Source organism: Pseudomonas cremoricolorata DSM 17059 = NBRC 16634, assembly GCF_000425745.1.
Taxonomy (GTDB): domain Bacteria; phylum Pseudomonadota; class Gammaproteobacteria; order Pseudomonadales; family Pseudomonadaceae; genus Aquipseudomonas; species Aquipseudomonas cremoricolorata.
Genome location: NZ_AUEA01000008.1, coordinates 46230 through 66147, shown reverse-complemented (window position 1 = coordinate 66147; position 19918 = coordinate 46230). Strand labels below are relative to the sequence as shown.

Annotated in this window: 18 protein-coding genes; 6 read left to right on the top strand and 12 right to left on the bottom strand. The window is 64.9% G+C overall.

Features of this window, described 5'->3' with window-relative positions; genetic code table 11:
- Nucleotide 1: 1 nt before the first annotated feature.
- Both tsaE and H618_RS0110430 read right to left on the bottom strand, forming a co-directional pair.
- On the bottom strand, nucleotides 2–484 hold the full coding sequence (gene tsaE, locus H618_RS0110435) for a tRNA (adenosine(37)-N6)-threonylcarbamoyltransferase complex ATPase subunit type 1 TsaE (protein WP_028695015.1): 483 nt from the start codon (nucleotides 482–484) through the stop codon (nucleotides 2–4).
- Nucleotides 472–1332, bottom strand: a complete 861-nt coding sequence (locus H618_RS0110430; RefSeq protein ID WP_028695014.1) for an NAD(P)H-hydrate dehydratase — start codon at nucleotides 1330–1332, stop codon at nucleotides 472–474. The genes tsaE and H618_RS0110430 overlap by 13 nt, the downstream gene beginning before the upstream one ends.
- Nucleotides 1333–1397: 65 nt before the next feature.
- Between H618_RS0110430 and queG the strand changes: the two genes are divergently transcribed.
- A complete protein-coding gene (gene queG, locus H618_RS0110425; protein ID WP_028695013.1) occupies nucleotides 1398–2489 on the top strand; it encodes a tRNA epoxyqueuosine(34) reductase QueG in 1092 nt (363 codons plus the stop codon).
- Nucleotides 2490–2535: 46 nt separating this feature from the next.
- On the opposite strand, the gene H618_RS0110420 is transcribed toward queG, so the two are convergent.
- Both H618_RS0110420 and orn read right to left on the bottom strand, forming a co-directional pair.
- The gene (locus tag H618_RS0110420; RefSeq protein WP_028695012.1) at nucleotides 2536–3147 is read right to left on the bottom strand and encodes a trimeric intracellular cation channel family protein; all 612 of its coding nucleotides are present in this window, start codon (nucleotides 3145–3147) and stop codon (nucleotides 2536–2538) included.
- A 91-nt stretch (nucleotides 3148–3238) separates the two neighbouring features.
- Nucleotides 3239–3781, bottom strand: a complete 543-nt coding sequence (gene orn, locus H618_RS0110415) for an oligoribonuclease (protein ID WP_028695011.1) — start codon at nucleotides 3779–3781, stop codon at nucleotides 3239–3241.
- 140 nt (nucleotides 3782–3921) lie between these two features.
- On the opposite strand from orn, the gene rsgA reads away from it, so the two are divergent.
- A complete protein-coding gene (gene rsgA / locus H618_RS0110410; protein WP_028695010.1) occupies nucleotides 3922–4953 on the top strand; it encodes a small ribosomal subunit biogenesis GTPase RsgA in 1032 nt (343 codons plus the stop codon).
- 78 nt (nucleotides 4954–5031) lie between these two features.
- Here the strand turns inward: rsgA and motB are convergent, their stop codons facing one another.
- Together motB and motA are read right to left on the bottom strand one after the other, a co-directional pair.
- A complete protein-coding gene (motB, locus tag H618_RS0110405; protein WP_028695009.1) occupies nucleotides 5032–6084 on the bottom strand; it encodes a flagellar motor protein MotB in 1053 nt (350 codons plus the stop codon).
- 3 nt (nucleotides 6085–6087) lie between these two features.
- Nucleotides 6088–6939 (bottom strand): flagellar motor stator protein MotA, encoded by an 852-nt coding sequence (gene motA, locus H618_RS0110400; protein ID WP_028695008.1) that lies wholly within the window; start codon nucleotides 6937–6939, stop codon nucleotides 6088–6090.
- Nucleotides 6940–7069: 130 nt separating this feature from the next.
- Here motA and H618_RS0110395 point away from each other — a divergent pair, with 130 nt between their 5' ends.
- The 3 genes from H618_RS0110395 (at nucleotide 7070) to asd (ending at nucleotide 10420) form a co-directional block, all read left to right on the top strand.
- Nucleotides 7070–8605 carry an HDOD domain-containing protein gene (locus H618_RS0110395; RefSeq protein WP_028695007.1) on the top strand — a complete coding sequence of 512 codons (1536 nt, stop codon included), beginning with the start codon at nucleotides 7070–7072 and terminating at the stop codon, nucleotides 8603–8605.
- Nucleotides 8606–8707: 102 nt separating this feature from the next.
- On the top strand, nucleotides 8708–9517 hold the full coding sequence (locus H618_RS0110390; RefSeq protein ID WP_028695006.1) for a rhodanese-like domain-containing protein: 810 nt from the start codon (nucleotides 8708–8710) through the stop codon (nucleotides 9515–9517).
- 9 nt (nucleotides 9518–9526) lie between these two features.
- The gene (gene asd / locus H618_RS0110385; protein ID WP_028695005.1) at nucleotides 9527–10420 is read left to right on the top strand and encodes an archaetidylserine decarboxylase; all 894 of its coding nucleotides are present in this window, start codon (nucleotides 9527–9529) and stop codon (nucleotides 10418–10420) included.
- A 47-nt stretch (nucleotides 10421–10467) separates the two neighbouring features.
- On the opposite strand, the gene serB is transcribed toward asd, so the two are convergent.
- Nucleotides 10468–11682: a phosphoserine phosphatase SerB gene (gene serB, locus H618_RS0110380; protein WP_028695004.1), complete on the bottom strand. Its 1215-nt coding sequence runs from the start codon at nucleotides 11680–11682 to the stop codon at nucleotides 10468–10470.
- A gap of 135 nt (nucleotides 11683–11817) precedes the next feature.
- Here serB and H618_RS0110375 point away from each other — a divergent pair, with 135 nt between their 5' ends.
- Entirely contained in the window at nucleotides 11818–13302 is a 1485-nt protein-coding gene (locus H618_RS0110375; RefSeq protein ID WP_028695003.1) for a histidine kinase, read from the top strand.
- A gap of 57 nt (nucleotides 13303–13359) precedes the next feature.
- Here H618_RS0110375 and H618_RS0110370 read toward each other — a convergent pair whose 3' ends face one another.
- The 5 genes from H618_RS0110370 to parE form a co-directional block, all read right to left on the bottom strand.
- Nucleotides 13360–14073, bottom strand: a complete 714-nt coding sequence (locus H618_RS0110370; RefSeq protein WP_028695002.1) for a PqiC family protein — start codon at nucleotides 14071–14073, stop codon at nucleotides 13360–13362.
- Nucleotides 14074–14242: 169 nt separating this feature from the next.
- Nucleotides 14243–16498: a DNA topoisomerase IV subunit A gene (parC, locus tag H618_RS0110365; protein WP_028695001.1), complete on the bottom strand. Its 2256-nt coding sequence runs from the start codon at nucleotides 16496–16498 to the stop codon at nucleotides 14243–14245.
- Nucleotides 16499–16508: 10 nt separating this feature from the next.
- Entirely contained in the window at nucleotides 16509–17027 is a 519-nt protein-coding gene (locus tag H618_RS0110360; protein WP_028695000.1) for a retropepsin-like aspartic protease family protein, read from the bottom strand.
- A complete protein-coding gene (locus tag H618_RS0110355) occupies nucleotides 17024–18010 on the bottom strand; it encodes an esterase-like activity of phytase family protein (protein ID WP_028694999.1) in 987 nt (328 codons plus the stop codon). Before H618_RS0110355 ends, H618_RS0110360 begins: the two co-directional genes overlap by 4 nt.
- Nucleotides 18007–19911 carry a DNA topoisomerase IV subunit B gene (gene parE, locus H618_RS0110350; RefSeq protein ID WP_028694998.1) on the bottom strand — a complete coding sequence of 635 codons (1905 nt, stop codon included), beginning with the start codon at nucleotides 19909–19911 and terminating at the stop codon, nucleotides 18007–18009. The genes H618_RS0110355 and parE overlap by 4 nt, the downstream gene beginning before the upstream one ends.
- Nucleotides 19912–19918 lie beyond the last annotated feature (7 nt).

Sequence of the window (19918 nt, the reverse complement as noted above, 5' to 3'; positions counted from 1 at the left end):
CCTACCCCACTTGCTGATTATTGTTGGCGGCCAGAGCGGCACACCATGCTTCGCCGCGAGAACCCTGCGGCGACAGGACCAGGGAGCGTCCGCCCGCCTGGGGGCTCATGGTAATGGTCAGGTCAGGCTTTGGCAAAACGCCCGCACCCTTTTCCGGCCACTCGAACAGACACAGTGCGTCGCCCTCGAAGTAATCACGGATGCCCATGAACTCTAGCTCTTCCGGATCGACCAGGCGGTAGAGGTCGAAGTGATAGGCGCGCAGGGCACCGATTTCGTAGGGTTCGACCACGGTGAAGGTCGGACTTTTCACCGCCCCGGTGTGCCCCAGACCGCGAATCAGGCCGCGGGACAGCGTGGTCTTGCCCGCGCCCAGGTCCCCTTCGAGAAAGATCACGCCATGCCCGCCGGTGACCGCAGCCAGGCGCGCGCCGAAGGCCACGGTAGCCGCTTCATCGGCGAGAAAAAGGGTTATGCCTGACACGCTGAATGTTCCTCCAACAACTTGCGAATGACGGGAATCAGATCACTGGCAGCCAGGCCTCGGCCCTGCACGCCCAGGCGTTCCCCGGCGCAGGCATGCAGCCATACGCCCAACTGAGCCGCCTGCCAGGCATCCAGCCCCTGCGCCAGCAGCGCGGCCAGCACCCCGGTGAGGACATCGCCGAAGCCCGCGCCAGCCATCGCTGAATGACCACGGTTGCACAGCGCCAGTTCCCCGTCAGGCCCTGCGATCAGCGTTCCAGCGCCTTTGAGCACGCAGATACTGGCATGCCGGCGGGCCAGCTTGCGCGCAGCCCAAGGTCGATCGGCCTGCACCGCTTCGGTGGAAATGCCCAGCAGGCGCGCGGCCTCGCCAGGGTGCGGGGTGAGAATACTGCCGGCTGCCAAGGCCAGCGGCTCGCCGTCGAGCAGGTTCAGCGCATCGGCATCCCAGACCTGCGCCTGCGCGCCGCGCGCCACCACCGACAGCAAGCTGCGTCCCCAGGCGGCCTGACCAAGGCCCGGGCCGACCACCACGACACTGGCGCGCTCGAGAACACTGACTAACTGATTGGCCGAATTCACGCCCAGGCACATGACTTCCGGCAACCGCGCAAGGCCGGCTGCGACGTGCTCCGGGCGCGTCGCCACGCTGACCAGGCCGGTGCCGCAACGCAAGGCGGCCTCGGCGCTGAGCAGTACCGAGCCGCCGGTGCCCAGGTCGCCACCGACCACCAGTGCATGGCCGAACTCGCCCTTGTGGGCGTTCGGCTGGCGCGGGGCGAGGCCGGCGAGGTCGCGGGCAGTGAGGGCGCGGGCGGGGTTTGTAGGACGTTTGGTCTGGGGCATGGGGTCAAGGGCTCCGATGTCTGGCAGAATTATACGCACCTGAGCCCGTATTGCCTTACCCATCCATGTCCGCTTGCCTCCCCGACCTGCCCACCCTGACCCAGTCGATCAAAGACTGGGGCCGTGAACTCGGTTTTGCCCACGTTGGCATCGCCGGGATCGAGCTGGGCGAACACGAACAGCACCTGCAGCGCTGGCTCGACGCCGGGTATCACGGTGAGCTGGACTACATGGCCGCCCACGGCAGCAAGCGCTCGCGCCCTGCCGAGCTGATTCCCGGCACCTTGCGGGTGATTTCGCTGCGCATGGACTACCTGCCCGGCGACACGCAAATGGCCAAACGCCTGGCGCAACCGGAAAAGGCCTATATCTCGCGCTACGCCCTGGGCCGCGACTACCACAAGCTGGTGCGCAAGCGCGTGCAGCACCTGGCCGAGCGCATCCAGCAGGCCATCGGCCCGTTCGGCTACCGGGCCTTCGTCGACAGTGCGCCGGTGCTGGAAAAGGCCATTGCGCAACAGGCCGGCCTGGGCTGGATCGGCAAGAACACCCTGCTGCTCAATCGCAAGGCCGGCAGCTATTTCTTCCTCGCCGAGCTGTTCGTCGACTTGCCGTTGCCGGTCGACGAGGCCCAGGCCAGCGAACACTGTGGCCGCTGCCAGGCCTGCCTCGATGTGTGTCCGACGCAAGCCTTCGTCGGGCCATACCTGATGGATGCGCGGCGCTGCATTTCCTACCTGACCATCGAACTGAAGAGCGCCATTCCGCTGGAACTGCGCGCGCTGATCGGCAACCGCGTGTTCGGCTGCGACGACTGTCAGATCGTCTGCCCGTGGAACCGCTTCGCCAAGCCCACCCAGGAAGCCGACTTCATGCCGCGCCACGGCCTGGACAATGCCAAGCTGGCCGAGCTGTTCCTGTGGGACGAAGCGCGCTTTCTCAGCCTCAGCGAAGGCTCGCCGCTGCGCCGCGCCGGCTACGAGCGCTGGCTGCGCAACCTGGCGGTGGGCCTGGGTAATGCACCCTCGACCATCCCCGTCCTGGAAGCCCTCAAGGCACGCCGCGAGCATCCTTCGGAACTGGTCAGGGAACACGTCGAATGGGCGCTTGCCGAACACCAGCGCCGCTCTGGCGGCGAGTCGCTAGGCTCTGTCTGAAAAGCCCTGATACTTGCAGCTAGCCACTCGCGACTTGCAGCTCGCCTCACTGCTGATCGTTGTAGTGAAACTTGGGCATTTCCCAATGAAAGCGGATCGCCAGCAGGCGCAGCAGGAAGCCACCGAACAGGGTCAGCAACATGCCTTGCTCGGCGGGCAACTTGAAGTACACACAGCCCAGGTAGAACCAGGCCGCGGCGAAGGACACGCTGGCGTATAGCTCGCGGCGAAATACCAGGGGGATGTCGTTGCAGAAGATGTCACGCAGAATGCCGCCGAACACCCCGGTGATCACCCCACTGATCGAGGCCACCAGCATGCCGTGGCCCATCTCCAGCGCAGTCATGCAGCCAATCAAGGTGAAGGCCACCAGGCCCAAGGCGTCGAGCACCAGAAACAGCGAGCGCAGGCGGCGCATCAGCGGTGCAATGACAATGGTGACGATCGCCGCCAGGCTGGTCAGCACCAGGTATTCGGGGTGCTTGACCCAGGTCAGCGGGTAATGCCCGAGCAACATGTCGCGCACCGAACCGCCACCGAGTGCGGTGACGCAGGCGATCAGCACCACACCGAACCAGTCCATGCCGCGGCGACCGGCCGACAGCGCGCCGGTCATGGCTTCGGCGGTGATGGCGATCAGGTAGAGCATGAGCAGCATGGCGGCAGGTCCGGGGCGCGAAAGGCGCGCAGTCTAACCAGTCTGCCTGCGCACCAGAAGGGGGCGGCGCGACAATCGCTGCCGCCAGGTTTCAGACCTTGATGAAATGCTCGCGATAATGACGCAGTTCTGCGATCGACTCGCGGATGTCATCCAGCGCCAGGTGCGTGCCGCCTTTCTGGAAACTGTCGCGCACATGCGGTGCCCAGCGCGCGGCCAGCTCCTTGAGGGTGGAAACGTCGAGGTTGCGATAGTGGAAGTAGCCTTCCAGTGCCGGCATGTGGCGGTACAGGAAACGTCGGTCCTGGCAGATGCTGTTGCCGCAGATCGGTGACTTGCCGCGCGGTACCCATTGCTCGAGGAAGGCCAGGGTCTGCGCCTCGGCCTCGGCCATGCTGACGCGGCTGTCGCGCACGCGCTGGGTCAGCCCGGAATTGCCGTGGGTGCGGGTGTTCCACTCGTCCATGCGCGCCAGCACTTCATCGCTGTGATGGATGGCGATCACCGGGCCTTCGGCCAGGGTGTTGAGCTCGCTGTCGGTGACGATGGTGGCCATCTCGATGATGACGTCGGAATCCGGATCCAGACCGGTCATTTCCAGGTCGATCCAGATCAGGTTCTGTGGGTTGGACATAAGCGCTCCTCGAATGATGCGTCATAGTAGCCTAGCCGCCCGTGCCACCAAAGCTCACCGGGCCGCGCCAGACAGGCCGTGCCCTGCGGGCCGTGCTAGACTGCCGGCTGTTTTCCAGCAGCCACCACCACGGGAAGTTCATGGCCAAACGCCAGCTCAATCGCCGCCAAAACTGGCGCATCGAAAAAATCCAGGGCGAACGCGCCGCGCGCGCCGCCAAGCGCGAGCAACAGACGCTCAAGGAACTGGAAGGTGGCGACCTGGGGCCGGAACAGCTGGGTCTGGTCATCGCCCACTTCGGTGTGCAAGTGGAAGTCGAAGCACAGGACGGCGACAGCGCCGGGCAAGTGTTCCGCTGCCACCTGCGGGCCAACCTGCCGGCGCTGGTCACAGGCGACCGTGTCGTGTGGCGCGCAGGCAACCAGGGCATCGGCGTGATCGTCGCGCAGATGCCGCGCAGCACCGAGCTGCGCCGGCCGAACAACCACGGCCAGCTCAAACCGGTGGCTGCCAACGTCGACCTTATCGTCATCGTCTTCGCCCCGGCGCCCGAGCCACACCCCAACCTCATCGACCGCTACCTGGTCGCAGCCGAGCATGCCGGCATTCGCCCGCTGCTGCTGCTGAACAAGGCCGACCTCATCGACGAAGACAACGGACCGGCGCTGAACGCCTTGCTCGAGGTCTACCGTGACCTCGGCTACCCGCTGCTGGAAGTCTCGGCGCACCACGGTGACGGCATGCAGCGTTTGCAGGCGATGCTCGCCGGGCACATCAGCGTGTTCGTCGGCCAGTCCGGGGTGGGCAAGTCATCGCTGGTCAACAGCCTGCTGCCACAGGCGCAGACCCGTGTCGGCGACCTCTCCGAGTGGTCCGGGCAAGGCACCCACACCACCACCACCGCGCGGCTGTACCACTTCCCCAACGGCGGCGACCTGATCGACTCCCCCGGTATTCGCGAGTTCGGCCTGGTCCACGTCAGCCGTCACGACGTCGAAGAGGGCTTCATCGAGTTCCGCGACCTGTTCGGCACCTGCCGCTTCCGCGACTGCAAGCACGACCGCGAACCGGGTTGCGCCCTGCTCATGGCCCTGGAAGATGGCCGCATCAAGCCGCAGCGCATGCACAGCTACCGGTCGATCATCGCCAGCCTGCCGGAAGACAGCTACTGATCCGCCGAACAGCTTGAAGCACGCATAAAAAACGCCCATGACTCGCTCATGGGCGTTTTTCGTGATGCGTGCTGCCGGTTATTCCTGGCTGTCTTCCATGCGCAGGGTGCCGTCCTCGAAGATGTTCAGCTTCTGGCGTAGTTCGCGGTGCTGCATCGGCACCTGCTCGGCTGGCCCAGGCGTTGCGCCGCTCGGCGCGGTACCGCCGGCAGGCGCGGCACCTTGGGGAGCGCCGCCGGACGGCGCCTGCTCAGCCGGCGCGGCAGGGTTCTGCTGACTGCCCTGCTCGCCTTCAATGTCGCGCTGGGCCTTTTTGGTCAGCACGACGATGTCGATGCGCCGGTTGACCGGGTTGAGCGGGTCCTTGCGGTCGAACAACGACGATGAAGCGTAGCCCACCACCCGCGCCACTTGATCGTCCGGGTAGCCACCGGCCACCAGCGCCCGCCGCGCGGCGTTGGCACGGTTGGCCGACAACTCCCAGTTGCCGAAGCCGCCGCTACCGGCGAACGGCTTGGCGTCGGTGTGGCCACTGACGCTGATCTTGTTCGGCACGGCCTTGATGGTGTCGGCCATGGCCAACAGGATGTCCTCGAAGTACGGCTGCAAGCGCGCGCTGCCCAGATCGAACATGGGCCGGTTCTCGGCATCCATGATCTGGATGCGCAGGCCATCCTGGGTGATCTCGAACAGAATCTGGTCCTTGAACTTCTGCAGTTCAGGGTTCTCGTTGACCTTGTTCTGCAGCTCCTGCAAGAGCAACTCCAGACGCTCGCGCTCGACCTGCTCGGCCATGCTCTCGACCTGATCCTTGCTCACTTCAGGGGTGACTTGCGGGGTGGTCTCGAATTTCTCTTCCGGGTTGATGGTCTTGTCCGGGGCCATCTCCGGCGTGCCGCCGAGGTCGATGACATACGGTGTACCGCTTTCGGCAAAGCCGATCGGGTCCTGGAAATAGCCGGCAATGGCGATCTTCTGCTCCGGGGTTGCGGTGGACAGCAGCCACAACACCAGGAAGAACGCCATCATCGCCGTGGCGAAGTCGGCGAAGGCGATTTTCCAGGCACCGCCGTGGTGGCCGTCGCCGAAGCGCTTGACGCGCTTGACGATGATGGGCTGGTTGTTCTCCATGACTCAGCGACCGCGCACCGCTTGTTCCAGCTCGGCGAAGCTTGGGCGGTGCCCCGGGTAGAGCACCTTGCGACCGAACTCCACCGCAAGCGACGGCGGCATGCCGGAGGCCGATGCCACCAGCGAGGCCTTGATCGCCTCATATACGTTGAGCTCTTCCTTGGCGTCGTGCTTGAGGCAGTTGGCCAGCGGGCCGAAGAAGCCATAAGCGGCGAGAATACCGAAGAAGGTCCCCACCAGCGCCGCACCGACGTGCATGCCGATGGCCGCCTGGTCGCCATCGCCCAGCGAGGCCATGGTCACCACGATACCCAGTACCGCCGCGACGATACCGAAGCCCGGCATGCCGTCGGCGATACCGGTCACGGCATGGGATGGGTGTTCGAGTTCTTCCTTCATGTTCAACAGTTCCATGTCGAACAGCCCCTCCAGCTCATGGGGCGCCATGTTGCCGGTGGACATGATGCGCAGGTAGTCGCAGATGAACGCCGTCATCGCGGCGTCGCCGACGATGGTCGGGTATTTGCTGAATATCGGGCTGGCGGCGGGGTCTTCGATGTCCGCCTCGATGGCCATCATGCCTTCGCGGCGGCTCTTGTTGAGGATCTCGTAGACCAGGCCGAGCACTTCCAGATAGAAGGCGTGGTTGAAGCGCGAACCGAACATCTTCAGCGACTTCTTGAACACATGCATGGTCATGTGGCCGGGGTTGGCCTGAATGAATGCACCCAGCGCAGCGCCACCGATGATGAGCACTTCGAATGGCTGAATCAGTGCCGCGATCTTGCCATGGGAGAGCACGTAACCGCCGAGCACGCTGGCGAATACGATGATGATGCCGATAATTTTAGCCATAAGTTCAACGCATTAGCGGATGTGATCAAGGACCGGGAGGGGTGCTCTGAAACTCTTCTTCTACTTATCGGCAGAACTGCGCCAGACTATAGGCACTCCTAGCGAAAAGCCAGTTCGGACTGATGTCAAAATGCCAAGTGAAACCAAGGTGCCCGCTCAGATTCCCTCGACGCTAGAGGCCTGGGTCAAGCTGCTCGACGGCGTCCGTGTACCGGTGCCCAAGGACAGTCACGACCGCGTACTGTCGGCCATCAACGACAGTCGCCGCTCGATGCGTGACATCGCCGAACTGATGCAAGGCAGCCCCGCCCTGGTGCTGTCGGTGATGCGTGAGGCCAATCATTCGGCCAATGCCAGCCAGGCCGAGCCGGCTGAAAGCCTGGAGGTGGCGCTCAACCGCCTGGGCCTGGGTCGCTGCGCGCAATTGCTCGGGCGCCTGCCCGCGCTGCCCAGGGACGACATGCCGCCGGTGCTCAACCAGTTCATCCAGATCAGCCAGCACGCCAGCCAGCAGGCCAGTGGCCTGTTCGCCAGTCGCCTGGCGCGCCTGTGGCAGGAAATCCACTGGGGCAGCCTGCTGTTTCTTTCCCCGCTATGGCCGCTGGCGCTGGTCTACCCTGCGCTGCTCGATGCCTGGGAACTGCGGGTGATTCACAAGGGTGAGGTAGCCGCCGAGGTCGAGCATGAGCTGTTCGGCGTGCGCATTCTGGAGCTGTGCCGCGCCGTCGCCGAGCACTGGCGTCTGCCGGAATGGGTGACCCAGGGCTACCGCCTGCTGCTCGAAGAACGCGAGCTGCTGGCCCAGGTGCTGAGCATCGCCCGGGCCCAGGACCCGCTGGAACAACAGCACCGCCTGGACGCCGAAGCCGGACTGCGGCGCTGGTTCAACCAGCCGGCCAATACCGTGCTGCTGGCCAACAACCTGGCCCTGGCCGCGCAGGTCGGTTGGGACAACCCGCACCTGCTGCGCTGGCAACTGCTCACTGCGCTGTACCTGCAAACCTCGCTGGAAGATGTGCAGAACCAGGTTCACCAACAGGCCGCGCAAAGCGCCCGGCGCCATGCCCGCGCCGGCCTGTTCCACCCGGCCGAAGCGTTGCTCTGGCCATGGCAGCAACGCCGCCAGCATCCCGACATGCAGGCGCCACCGCCGCCGGCCGCCGATGAACTGGAGCGCTGGCGTGAGCTGTGCGGCGATCTGCTGGCGCAACCCAGCCGCTTCAGCAATGCCGTGCACCTTTCCACCCAGGCCCGCGAAGCCCTCACTGCCTGCGGCTTCAGCCGGGTGATGCTGCTCTCGGTCGATCGCCTCAACGAATGCCTGCGCGTGCAGCAGACCGCCGGACTACCCAAGGAGGCCATGGCGCTGAGCCTGCCCATCGTCGGCAATCGCCTGTTCGAACGCCTGCTAAACCAGGCCGCGCAATTGCGCCTGACGCCCGACAACCACCGCCAGTTCAGTGCGTTGATGCCAGCCCCGCTGCGCGCCCTGCTGCGCAGCGAGCATCTGTTGATCCGCTCGCTGGCGGTCAACGGCCAGGTGCTGATGGTGCTGCTGGCCGACCAGAACGGTCGTCCGCTGGGCGATCTCAGCGTGCAGGCGTTCGCCAAGACGGCGCAGTGCATCGAGCGCGCCCTGGCCACCTTCGGCAACCGCAGCGCCTGACGCGTTGCGCCAAGGGCTCGTCTCGGCTGGCGCGATAACGCCGTTTGCGCTGAAACGGGAACAGCCCCTAGACTGGCCGCTCTTTTTCCCCGGAGACCGTGGATGACTGACTTTTCCGGCTTGCCCCTGGTCATCGAGGCCGCAGACCTGTTGCCGCGCCTGGATTGCCCGCAGTTGATTCTGGTCGATCTGACCAGCGCCAATCGCTACGCCAGCGGGCACATCCCAGGCGCACGCTGGATCGACGGCAAACGCACCCAGCTGGGCCAGGCGCCAGCGCCGGGCCTGCTGCCGTCGATGGCCGATCTGCAGCGACTGTTCAGTGAACTCGGTCATCGTGACGATGCGGTGTACGTGGTCTACGACGACGAAGGCGGGGCCTGGTCGGGGCGCTTCATCTGGCTGCTCGACGTCATCGGTCATCGTCACTATCACTACCTCAACGGCGGCATCCAGACCTGGCCTGCCGACGCCCTGAGCACCGAGGTGCCGGCCACCGCCAACACCCCGGTGACCTTGCAGTTGCACACTGAACCCACTGCCACCCGCGAATACCTGCAAAGCCGCCTGGGCGCCGCCGACCTGGCGATCTGGGACGCGCGAGCGCCCGAGGAATTCAACGGCAGCAAAGTGCTCGCCGCCCGCGGCGGACACATCCCCGGTGCGATCAATCTGGAATGGACCGCCGGCATCGACGCCAATGATCAGCTGCGCATTCGCGCCGATATCGCCGAGCTGCTGCATGGCCTGGGCATCACCCCCGACAAGGAAGTGATCACCCATTGCCAGAGTCATCGCCGTTCCGGCTTCACTTACCTAGTGGCCAAATCCCTCGGTTATCCACGGGTCAAGGCCTATGCCGGCTCTTGGGGCGAATGGGGCAATCACCCGGACACGCCTGTAGACGTTTAAGGAAACTCAATGAAATCCCGCTTGTTCATCCTCAGCCAGTACCTGCTGCCCCATCACCTGCTCTCGCGCCTGGCCGGCTGCGTGGCCGAATGCCGGGTGCGCTGGTTCAAGAACGCCTTCACCGCCTGGTTCGCCAAGCGCTACCAGGTGAACATGTCCGAGGCGCTGGTCGAAGACCTCAGCGCCTACGAGCATTTCAACGCCTTCTTCACCCGCGCACTGAAAGCCGATGCGCGCCCGCTCGACACCACCCCAGGTGCCATCCTCTGCCCGGCCGATGGTGCCGTGAGCCAGGTCGGCCAGATCGAACACGGCCGCATCTTCCAGGCCAAAGGTCACAGCTTCAGCGCCCAGGAACTGCTGGGCGGTGACCCGGCCCTGGCAGCACCGTTCATGGGCGGCGAGTTCGCGACCGTGTACCTTTCGCCGAAGGACTACCACCGCGTGCACATGCCGCTGGCCGGCACCCTGCGTGAGATGGTCTACGTGCCCGGTCAGCTGTTCTCGGTCAACCAGACCACCGCGGAAAACGTCCCGGAGCTGTTCGCCCGCAACGAGCGCGTGGTGTGCATCTTCGACACCGAGCGCGGGCCGATGGCCATGGTGCTGGTGGGCGCGATGATCGTTGCCTCGGTGGAAACCGTATGGGCCGGTCTGGTCACCCCGCCCAAGCGCGAACTCAAGAGCGTGCGCTACGACGAAGCCAGCCGCGCACCCATCCACCTGGAAAAAGGCGCCGAGATGGGTCGCTTCAAGCTGGGTTCGACGGTAGTGGTGCTGTTTGGCCCCGATCAGATGAAGTGGGGCGATGTCGGCGCGGGTTCGGCCGTGCGCATGGGCCAGTTGCTGGCCATGCCTGCCCAGGCGGTAGCGCCTGGTGTTGCGGACGACCTTTCCGCATGATGTGAAAAGCCCCGCGGATGCGGGGCTTTTTCATGGTGCAATGCCGATCAGGCGCGAGTCTGGCGGTCACGCAGGCCCAAGAGGTACAGCACGCCATCCAGCCCAAGGGTAGAGATGGCCTGCTTGGCCGACTGGCGCACCAGCGGCTTGGCGCGGAACGCCACACCCAACCCGGCCAGGGCCAGCATCGGCAGGTCGTTGGCACCGTCGCCGACGGCGATGGTCTGCTCCAGCTGCAAACCTTCCTTGCTCGCCAGTTCCTGCAACAGCTCAGCCTTGCGCTGCGCATCGACGATCGGCTCGACGGCAACGCCGGTCAGCTTGCCGTCGACCGCCTGCAGCTCGTTGGCGAACACATAGTCGATCCCCAGACGCGCCTGCACCTGCTTGGCGAAGTAGCTGAAGCCGCCCGATAGAATGGCGGTCTTGTAGCCCAGGCGCTTGAGCTCGGCGAACAGGTTCTCGGCGCCTTCGGTCAGGCGCAGCGAGGCGCCGATCTCTTCCAGCACGCTGACGTCCAGGCCTTTGAGCAACGCCATGCGCTCGGTGAAGCTGGCGCGGAAATCGAGCTCGCCGCGCATGGCCCGCTCAGTGATCGCCGCCACCTGCTCACCGACTCCGGCGGCCTTGGCCAACTCGTCGATGACCTCGGCCTCGATCAGCGTGGAGTCCATGTCGAACACCGCCAGGCGCCGGTTGCGGCGGTACAGGTCGTCTTTCTGGAAGGCGATATCGACGTTCAACTCGCTCGACAGGGCGAAGAAATCGGCACGCAGCGCCTGCACGTCGCTCGGCTCACCGCGCACGGAGATCTCCACCGCAGCGCGGCTTTTGTCTACCGGTGCATCGAGGGTCACCCGTGCCGAGAGGCGTTCGATGCGCTCGATGGTCATGCCGTACTGGGAAATCACCGCACTGGCGCGCTGCAGTTGCTCGGGGGTGATCTGCCGGCTGAGCAGCGTGACCACATGGCGCTGGTCGCCATGGCCCTCGGCCCAGTGCTGGTAGTCGGCCTCGGAAATCGGCGTGTAGCGGGCCTGCAGGTTCAACTCGTGGGCTTTGCTCTGCACGCTTTGCAGCAGCTGGGTGGCGACTTCGTTGTCGGGGATATCGACGAGGATGCCGAACGACAATGTGCCGTGCATCACCGCAAGGCCGATGTCGAGAATGTTCACACCGCCCTGGAGCAGGACGCCGGTAAGGGCAGCGGTGAGGCCTGGGCGGTCTTCACCGGTGATGTTGATCAGGACGATTTCGCGCAAGACCTGGCTCCGAAATGATGAAAAATGCGCATTCTACCGATTTTCCATGACCGCCGGGCACATCGCCTACTTTGCCGGCAAAACACCTGTCGCTATACTCCCCCGCACACTTTTTGCCATAAAGAGCCGCGCTCTGTGATCCGGCCCACGCCTGTTAAACCCGACAACTTCTTCGTGATGCTCTTCCGCGCCCTGCGCCAACGTCGCGTCCCCCTGGTTCTGCGCATCGCCAGCCACACCGTGTTCATGGTGGCACTGGCGCTGGTGATCTACGCCTGCGTGATGGGTCTGCAGTTCAAGCAGGCCATGCACGACCAGGCCGATGCGGTTGGCCAGAGCCTGACCATCCAGACCGCAAGCTCGGCCACCGAACTGCTGGTCGCCAACGACATCCTCAGCCTCAACGTGCTGCTGGGTAACCTGGTGAAGAACCCGCTGGTGGCCCACGCGGCGATCTACAGCGTCGACAACCGCATCCTCGCCGAAGCCGGACAGCGGCCGAAGAACACCTTGCTGGGCGAGGCCGAAGGCCTGTACCAGAGCAAGATCACCTTCCAGGACGTGACCGCCGGGCAACTGCGCATCAGCCTGGACATGGGCCAGTTTCAGCAGCCGATGCTGATCAGCCTGCAAAGCATGGGCATCATGGCCGCCATTCTGCTGGCCCTGGCGCTGACCCTGAGCCTACGCCTGGGCCGCTACATCACCACGCCCCTGCTGCAACTGCGGGTATGGCTGCGTGACCCGCACCATCTGACCCCAGGCACCGACCGCCAGGACGAAATCGGTGACCTGGCCCGCCAACTGCACGCCCGCCTCGCCCCGCCGCCGCCCCCGGAACCGGAACCTGAGCCGGAAGCCGACTACGACGACGAAGCCTTCGAAGACGAGGGCGACGCCCCGCTGAGCCTGCGCGAACGCGCCGCGATTCCCGAGGCCAGCCAGCGCTCCAAGGCCTCTGCGCAGAATGCCGAGGACGACGATGCCGCGTTTGCCGGGCTGCTCGACGATGAACCGCAGCCGGTGGAAGTGGAAGAATCCGGCGAGCCGCAATTCAGTGCCGTACTTGCCGTGCAACTGGGCTCGCAAGAGCAACTGCGGCGCCTGCCGCGCACCCGCCTCAGCGAGTTGCTCGACCGCTACCGCGAATGCCTGAACCAGGCCGTGTCGCTGTATGAAGGCGAGCTGCATTCGCTCAACGATGGCAGTGCCCTGCTGCTGTTCCACAGCCGCCAGTGCGGTGACGATTACCTGACCAACGCGATCTGCTGCGGCGAACTGCTGCGCGCCCTGGGTCATGCCTTGCAGATCGAGGTGGCCGACAGCGGCATCACCCTGCAGCTGCAACTGGGCCTGACCCTGGACGACGACCTGTACGGCCTCGACCAGGTCGATCTGCTGATGGCCGAAAAAGCCCAGGATGCGCTGGCCTTGTCGCAGCACAGCCGCAACCTGTTGCTGGTCGAACGCCTGATCGGTGACGACGACCTGATCCGCCAACGCGCGCGCATTCGCCCAATCGCAAGCCCGGAAGGTGCCTGCTGTGTCGAACGCCTGCTCGAGCCCTACCCGTCGATGCTCGAGCGCCAGCTGGCACGCATGCACGAACGCCGCAGTTGAACGAACGCCAGCCATGAAAAAGCCCGCATCGCTGCGGGCTTTTTCATGGGCGCTGACTCAGAAGCGATAGACTTCCATGTCGGTGCGAATCGGCGCCGCCATGGGGATTCGCGATTTCTCGCGCTCCTTCCTGACCTGAACCGGTGTCGAGGACTTCTTCGGCACCGGTTCCTGGGCCAGCGCGGGCTGGTTGGCAAGCGGCTTGATGGCGGTGCTGAGCTGCTCGGCGAGCTTTTGCAGCAGTTGGCCCTGGGCCTGCACCTGAGCGCTTTCACTGCCTTCATGTGGCTGCTCGAGGTGGACGATGCGGTTGTCACGCACCTGGCCACGGCGGTCGAGTACCCGCCACTGGGCGTCGAGAATGGCCGGCTGCTTGGTGCCCGAATCCAGGCGGGTAATCGACAGCAGCACCTGCACGTCCGGGCTGAAGCCGGCCCCGGCCGGAGCCAGCACCACGCGCTGGCTGTCCAGGCGCCAGGCCAGCTGACGCACCAGCAACTGGTCGATGTCTGCCGACAAACTGCCCGCCCAGCGACCATCGGTGGCGGCACTCAGGCTGCCATCGGCCTGACGCTGAAGGAAGGTTTCACGCTGCAGGTAGTCGGCCACCGATACCGGGCCGACCACCACTGCCATACCCGCAGCCTGCGACGGCTGACCGGGTTGACCACTGTCCAGCTGATACAGGGCGACCGGCTGATGCATGGTGCATCCGCTCAGGGCCAACAAGCCAGTCATCAACAACGTCAATGGAAGGCGTGGAAATCTCATTCATCCCATCCAGGCGGCTGCACCAGGCAGGCCGCAGTGATACTCGGTAAAGTCGCTCGGGCGCACAGCCAGGCTGGCGCCGCGGGGGCACTATCATCCGCGAAATGGGCGCCCGACTCCAGCTTTTAAAGCGGCGTCAATCAGGAAATAGCCCCATTGCACCGGGAAATTACCCCGGCACATCCACCTTCAGTGCATCGACCCGCTGGAAGCCACGTGGCAATTTGCTGCCACGGCGTCCGCGTTCGCCCTTATAGTGCTCCAGATCATCGGCCTTGAGCGACAAGGTACGCTTGCCCGCATGCAACACCAGGGTCGAGCCTGCACCGAGCACGGCAATGTCGGTGACGTACTCTTCGCGGCTGGCGACCCGCTCACCGGGCACGCCGATGATCTTGTTGCCCTTGCCCTTGCCCAACTGCGGCAGGTCGGCGATACGGAACACCAGCAGACGGCCTTCGGTGGTCACTGCGGCCAGCCAGTCGTTGGCGCGGTCGGCGACCGGCCGCGGCGCCATGACCTTGGAACCATTGGGCAGGCTGATCAGGCCCTTGCCTGCCTTGTTCTTGGCCTGCAGGTCTTCACCCTTGACCACGAAGCCATAGCCGGCATCGGAGGCCACGACGTACAGTGCCTCGTCATCGGGCAGCAGCACGCAGTCGAAACTTGCCCCCGGTGGCGGCGTCAGACGGCCGGTCAGCGGTTCGCCCTGGCCGCGCGCCGAGGGCAGGCTATGGGCCGCCAGGGAATAACTGCGCCCGGTCGAGTCGATGAGTACCGCGAACTGATTCGAACGCCCCGCCGCCGCGGCCTTGAAGCCATCGCCGGCCTTGTACGACAGGCCCGTGGCGTCGATGTCATGGCCCTTGGCGCAGCGAATCCAACCCTTCTCGGACAGCACCACGGTGACCGGTTCGGCCGGCATCAGTTCGTTTTCCGACAGCGCCTTGGCTTCGGCACGCTCGACGATCGGCGAGCGCCGCGCGTCGCCATAGGTCTCGGCATCCTTGAGCAGTTCGCTGCGCACCAGCTTGCGCAACTTGGCTTCGCTGCCGAGCAGGCCTTGCAGCTTGGCCTGCTCCTTGAGCAGCTCGTCCTGCTCGCCGCGAATTTTCATCTCTTCGAGCCGCGCCAACTGGCGCAGACGGGTTTCGAGAATGTAGTCGGCCTGGATTTCACTGAGCTCGAAGCGGGCGATCAGCGCCTGCTTGGGGTGTTCTTCGGTGCGGATGATGTGAATGACTTCATCCAGGTTGAGGAACGCGGTCAGCAAACCTTCGAGCAAGTGCAGGCGCTTTTCGACCTTGTCCAGGCGGAACTGCAGACGCCGGCGCACGGTGTCGGTGCGGTATTGCAGCCACTCGACCAGCAGCGCGCGCAGGTTCTTCAGTTGCGGCCGGCCATCGAGGCCGATGATGTTGACGTTGACCCGGTAGCTGCTTTCAAGGTCGGTGGTGGCGAACAGGTGCTGCATCAGCTCGGCGGCATCGACGCGATTGGAACGCGGGATGATGACGATTCGGCAGGGGTTTTCGTGGTCCGACTCATCGCGCAGGTCGGCGACCATCGGCAGTTTCTTGGCCTGCATCTGCGCTGCGATCTGCTCCAGCACCTTGGCCCCGGAGACCTGGTGCGGCAAGGCGGTGACGACGATGTCGCCGTCCTCGAGGCGGTACACCGCACGCATGCGAATCGAGCCCTTGCCGGTTTCGTACATCTTGAGGATGTCGGCACGTGGGGTGACGATCTCGGCTTCGGTGGGATAGTCCGGCCCTTGGATGTGCTCGCACAACTGCTCGACGCTGGCCTTGGGCTCGTCGAGAAGACGAACGCAGGCGGTCGCGACTTCACGCAGGTTATGCGGCGGCACATCGGTGGCCATTCCCACGGCGATGCCGGTGGTGCCGTTGAGCAGAATGTTCGGCAGGCGCGCCGGCAGCACCGACGGCTCCTGCAAGGTGCCGTCGAAGTTCGGCACCCAGTCGACGGTGCCCTGGCCGACTTCGCTGAGCAGCACTTCGGAATAACGCGACAGACGCGCCTCGGTGTAGCGCATGGCGGCGAACGACTTGGGATCGTCTGGCGCACCCCAGTTGCCCTGGCCGTCGACCAGGGTGTAGCGGTAGCTGAACGGCTGAGCCATCAGCACCATCGCCTCGTAACAGGCCGAGTCGCCGTGGGGGTGGAACTTGCCCAGCACGTCGCCGACGGTACGCGCCGACTTCTTGTGCTTGGAGTCGGCGTCCAGGCCCAGCTCGCTCATGGCGTAGACGATGCGCCGCTGCACAGGCTTGAGGCCATCGCCGATGTGCGGCAGGGCGCGGTCCATGATCACGTACATGGAATAGTTGAGGTAGGCGTGTTCGGTGAAGTCAGCCAGGGAGCGGCGCTCGACGCCGTCGAGACTGTCTTTTAAGTCGCTCATGCGAGCCTCGTCATTTCAGGTTCTGGCGCAGCAGCAAGGTGCCGCCGCGTTGGGTAAATTCAAGTTGTCTCAGGGCACTCATGCCCAGCAGCACCTGCTCGTCATCGAGTCCCGGCACCACCACGGCGCGCACATTGCGCAGGCGGATATCGCCCAGTTGCAGTTCATCGAGACGGGTGCGGTAGCCTTCGGTGCGGCCATTGGCGGTGCTGAGCATTACCGGCGCACCGCGTTCCAGGCCCCACTGCCGGGCCAGGCTTTCGGGAATCGCCACATCGGTGGCGCCGGTGTCGAGCATGAAATGCGCCGTCTGGCCATTGATCAGGCCGTCGGCGACGAAATGCCCATGGCCATTGCCGAGCAGGCGCACTTCGATGAACCCGGCACCATGCTCGGAGCGCACCTGGGTGTTGGGGTTGTCCTGGCGCGCCTCCCACTCAGCGAAAAAGCGCGTGGCGAGAAACAGCGCGGCGGCCCAGGCGATGATCATCAGCACCTTGCCTGCGCGTTTACCGGCAGGCTGGCTCATGGCTTGGCGCTCGAGCCACCGGCCGGCGCGGCGAAGCGCCAGACGATCGGCCGGCGCTCGCCATCGGCACGCTTGCCGTCGTTGTTGTCCAGGCCGATCCAGGCGCCGCTCTTGTCGATCACCAGCGCCTCGGCCAGGCCGAACGGCTGATCGTAGCGGCGTGGCTCAGTCAGGGCATCGGCGGCGAACGACCAGCAGCGCTCGACCGCGCCAGTAGCGCTGTCGCGGCGGCAAATGCGGTAGGCATTGCGCTCGAGGGTGAACAGTTTGCCCTGGTAGTAGGCAAGGTCGGAGAAGTCGCGGGTACGCTCACGCGGATGAGCCATCTGCGCTGGCTGCATCTCGACCCCGGCTTCGCTGAGCAGTACGCAGCTGTGTCCGCAGTTCCACACCGACTGCTGACGCTGCACCAGCACCAGGCCGCGCCGCTCGCGCTCGGCAGCCAGCCACAGGCGGTCGCCGGCCGGGTTGATCGCCACCCCTTCGAACTGTGCGTTGAAGTGCAGCAGCATGCCGCTGGCACGCGCCTGACGGACCATCGCCTGATCGATCTTCAGCCACTGCGGCTCGCCCTCGGGCGGCAATTGCAATACCGCGGCGTGGGCCTCGCTGACCAGGTACAGGTTACCGGCGTCATCGCAAGTGACACCTTCGTAGTCGAGCTCGCCGCCGCGCCACCAGGACACCGCCCAGTTGCGCACTTTCAGGCCGAACGGCAGGCCGCTTTCCGGCACCGGGGGCGGGGTGAACTGCACCGCTTCTGCGCGCCACACCGACGCCTGTTGGTCGAAGCGGTAGATGCGATCGTCGTCGCGGTCGGACACACCCCACAGCGCGCCGCGGCACGACGCCAGGCCCGAGAGGTTGCCACCGCGCATGCCGTCGATCGGGTGCTCGCTGAGCAAGCGCAGTTCAGACCAGTCGCCGGCCAGCACTGGCGCCGGCAGCAGGCCCAGCAGCGAGGCCAGCAGCCGACGCTTCAAACCATGACCTCAGCGAGGTTACCTTTGCTCTCCAGCCAGCTCTTGCGGTCACCGGCGCGTTTTTTCGCCAGCAGCTTGTCCATCAGTTCGCAGGTGCTGTCGACATCGTCCAGGGTCAGTTGCACCAGACGACGGGTATTGGGGTCCATGGTGGTTTCGCGCAACTGCGGCGGGTTCATCTCACCCAGGCCTTTGAAGCGGGTGACCTGGGGTTTGCCACGCTTCTTCTCGGCCACCAGACGGTCGAGGATGCCATCGCGTTCGGCATCGTCCAGGGCGTAGTAGATTTCCTTGCCAAGGTCGATGCGGTACAGCGGCGGCATCGCCACATAGACATGACCGGCGTGCACCAGCGGGCGGAAATGCTGGACGAACAGCGCGCAGAGCAACGTGGCGATGTGCAGGCCGTCGGAGTCGGCGTCGGCGAGGATGCAGATCTTGCCATAGCGCAACTGGGCCAGGTCGCTGGCGCCTGGATCGACGCCGATGGCCACGGCGATGTTGTGCACTTCCTGGCTGGCCAGTACCTCGCCGCCATCGACTTCCCAGGTATTGAGGATCTTGCCGCGCAGCGGCAGGATCGCCTGGAATTCCTTGTCGCGCGCCTGCTTGGCCGAGCCACCGGCCGAGTCACCCTCGACCAGGAACAGCTCGGCGCGCATTGGGTCCTGCCCGGCGCAATCGGCCAGCTTGCCGGGCAGCGCCGGGCCTTGGGTGATGCGCTTGCGCTCGACCTTCTTGCTCGCTTTGAGGCGCCGGCCGGCGTTGCTGATGGCCAGTTCGGCCAACTGCAGGCCCAGTTCCGGGTGCGCATTGAGCCACAGGCTGAAGGCATCCTTGACCACCCCGGAGACGAACGCGGCCGCCTCGCGCGAGGACAGCCGCTCTTTGGTCTGCCCGGAGAACTGCGCGTCCTGCATCTTCATCGACAACACGAAGGCGATGCGCTCCCAGACGTCTTCCGGCGCCAGCTTGACCCCGCGAGGCAGCAGGTTGCGGAACTCGCAAAACTCGCGCATGGCATCGAGCAGGCCCTGGCGCAAGCCATTGACGTGGGTGCCGCCCTGGGCGGTGGGGATCAGGTTGACGTAGCTTTCCTGGATGCTGTCACCGCCCTCGGGCAGCCACAGTAGCGCCCAGTCGACCGCTTCCTTGTTGCCGGCCAGCGAACCGCAGAACGGTTCATCGGGCAGGCGCGGGAACTCGCTGACCGAATCGACCAGGTAGGAGCGCAGGCCATCTTCGTAATGCCACTCGACCTTCTCGCCGGTGCCTTTGTCTTCGAAGCTGATCGACAGCCCCGGGCACAGCACGGCCTTGGCCTTGAGCACGTGCTTGAGGCGGCTGATGGAAAACTTGGCGGAATCGAAGTACTTCGGATCGGGGCTGAAATACACGCTGGTGCCGGTATTGCGCTTGCCGACGCTGCCGACCACCTCAAGCTCCGTGGCCTTGAAGCCATCGGTGAAGGTCATCTGGTACTCGTTGCCGTCACGCTTGACGCGTACCCGCACCTGGTTCGACAGGGCGTTGACCACCGAGATGCCAACCCCGTGCAGACCGCCCGAGAACTGGTAGTTCTTGTTCGAGAACTTGCCGCCGGCGTGCAGCTTGGTGAGGATCAGCTCGACCCCGGACACGCCTTCTTCGGGGTGAATGTCCACCGGCATGCCGCGACCGTCGTCGCTGACTTCCAGGGAGTGATCGGCGTGCAGCACCACCTGGATGCTGCGTGCGTGCCCGGCCAGGGCTTCGTCGACACTGTTGTCGATGACTTCCTGGGCCAGGTGGTTGGGCCGGCTGGTATCGGTGTACATGCCCGGGCGCTTGCGCACCGGGTCAAGGCCGGAGAGGACTTCGATGGCGTCTGCGTTATAGGCGCTAGCGCTGGGATTGGCCATGGGGTCT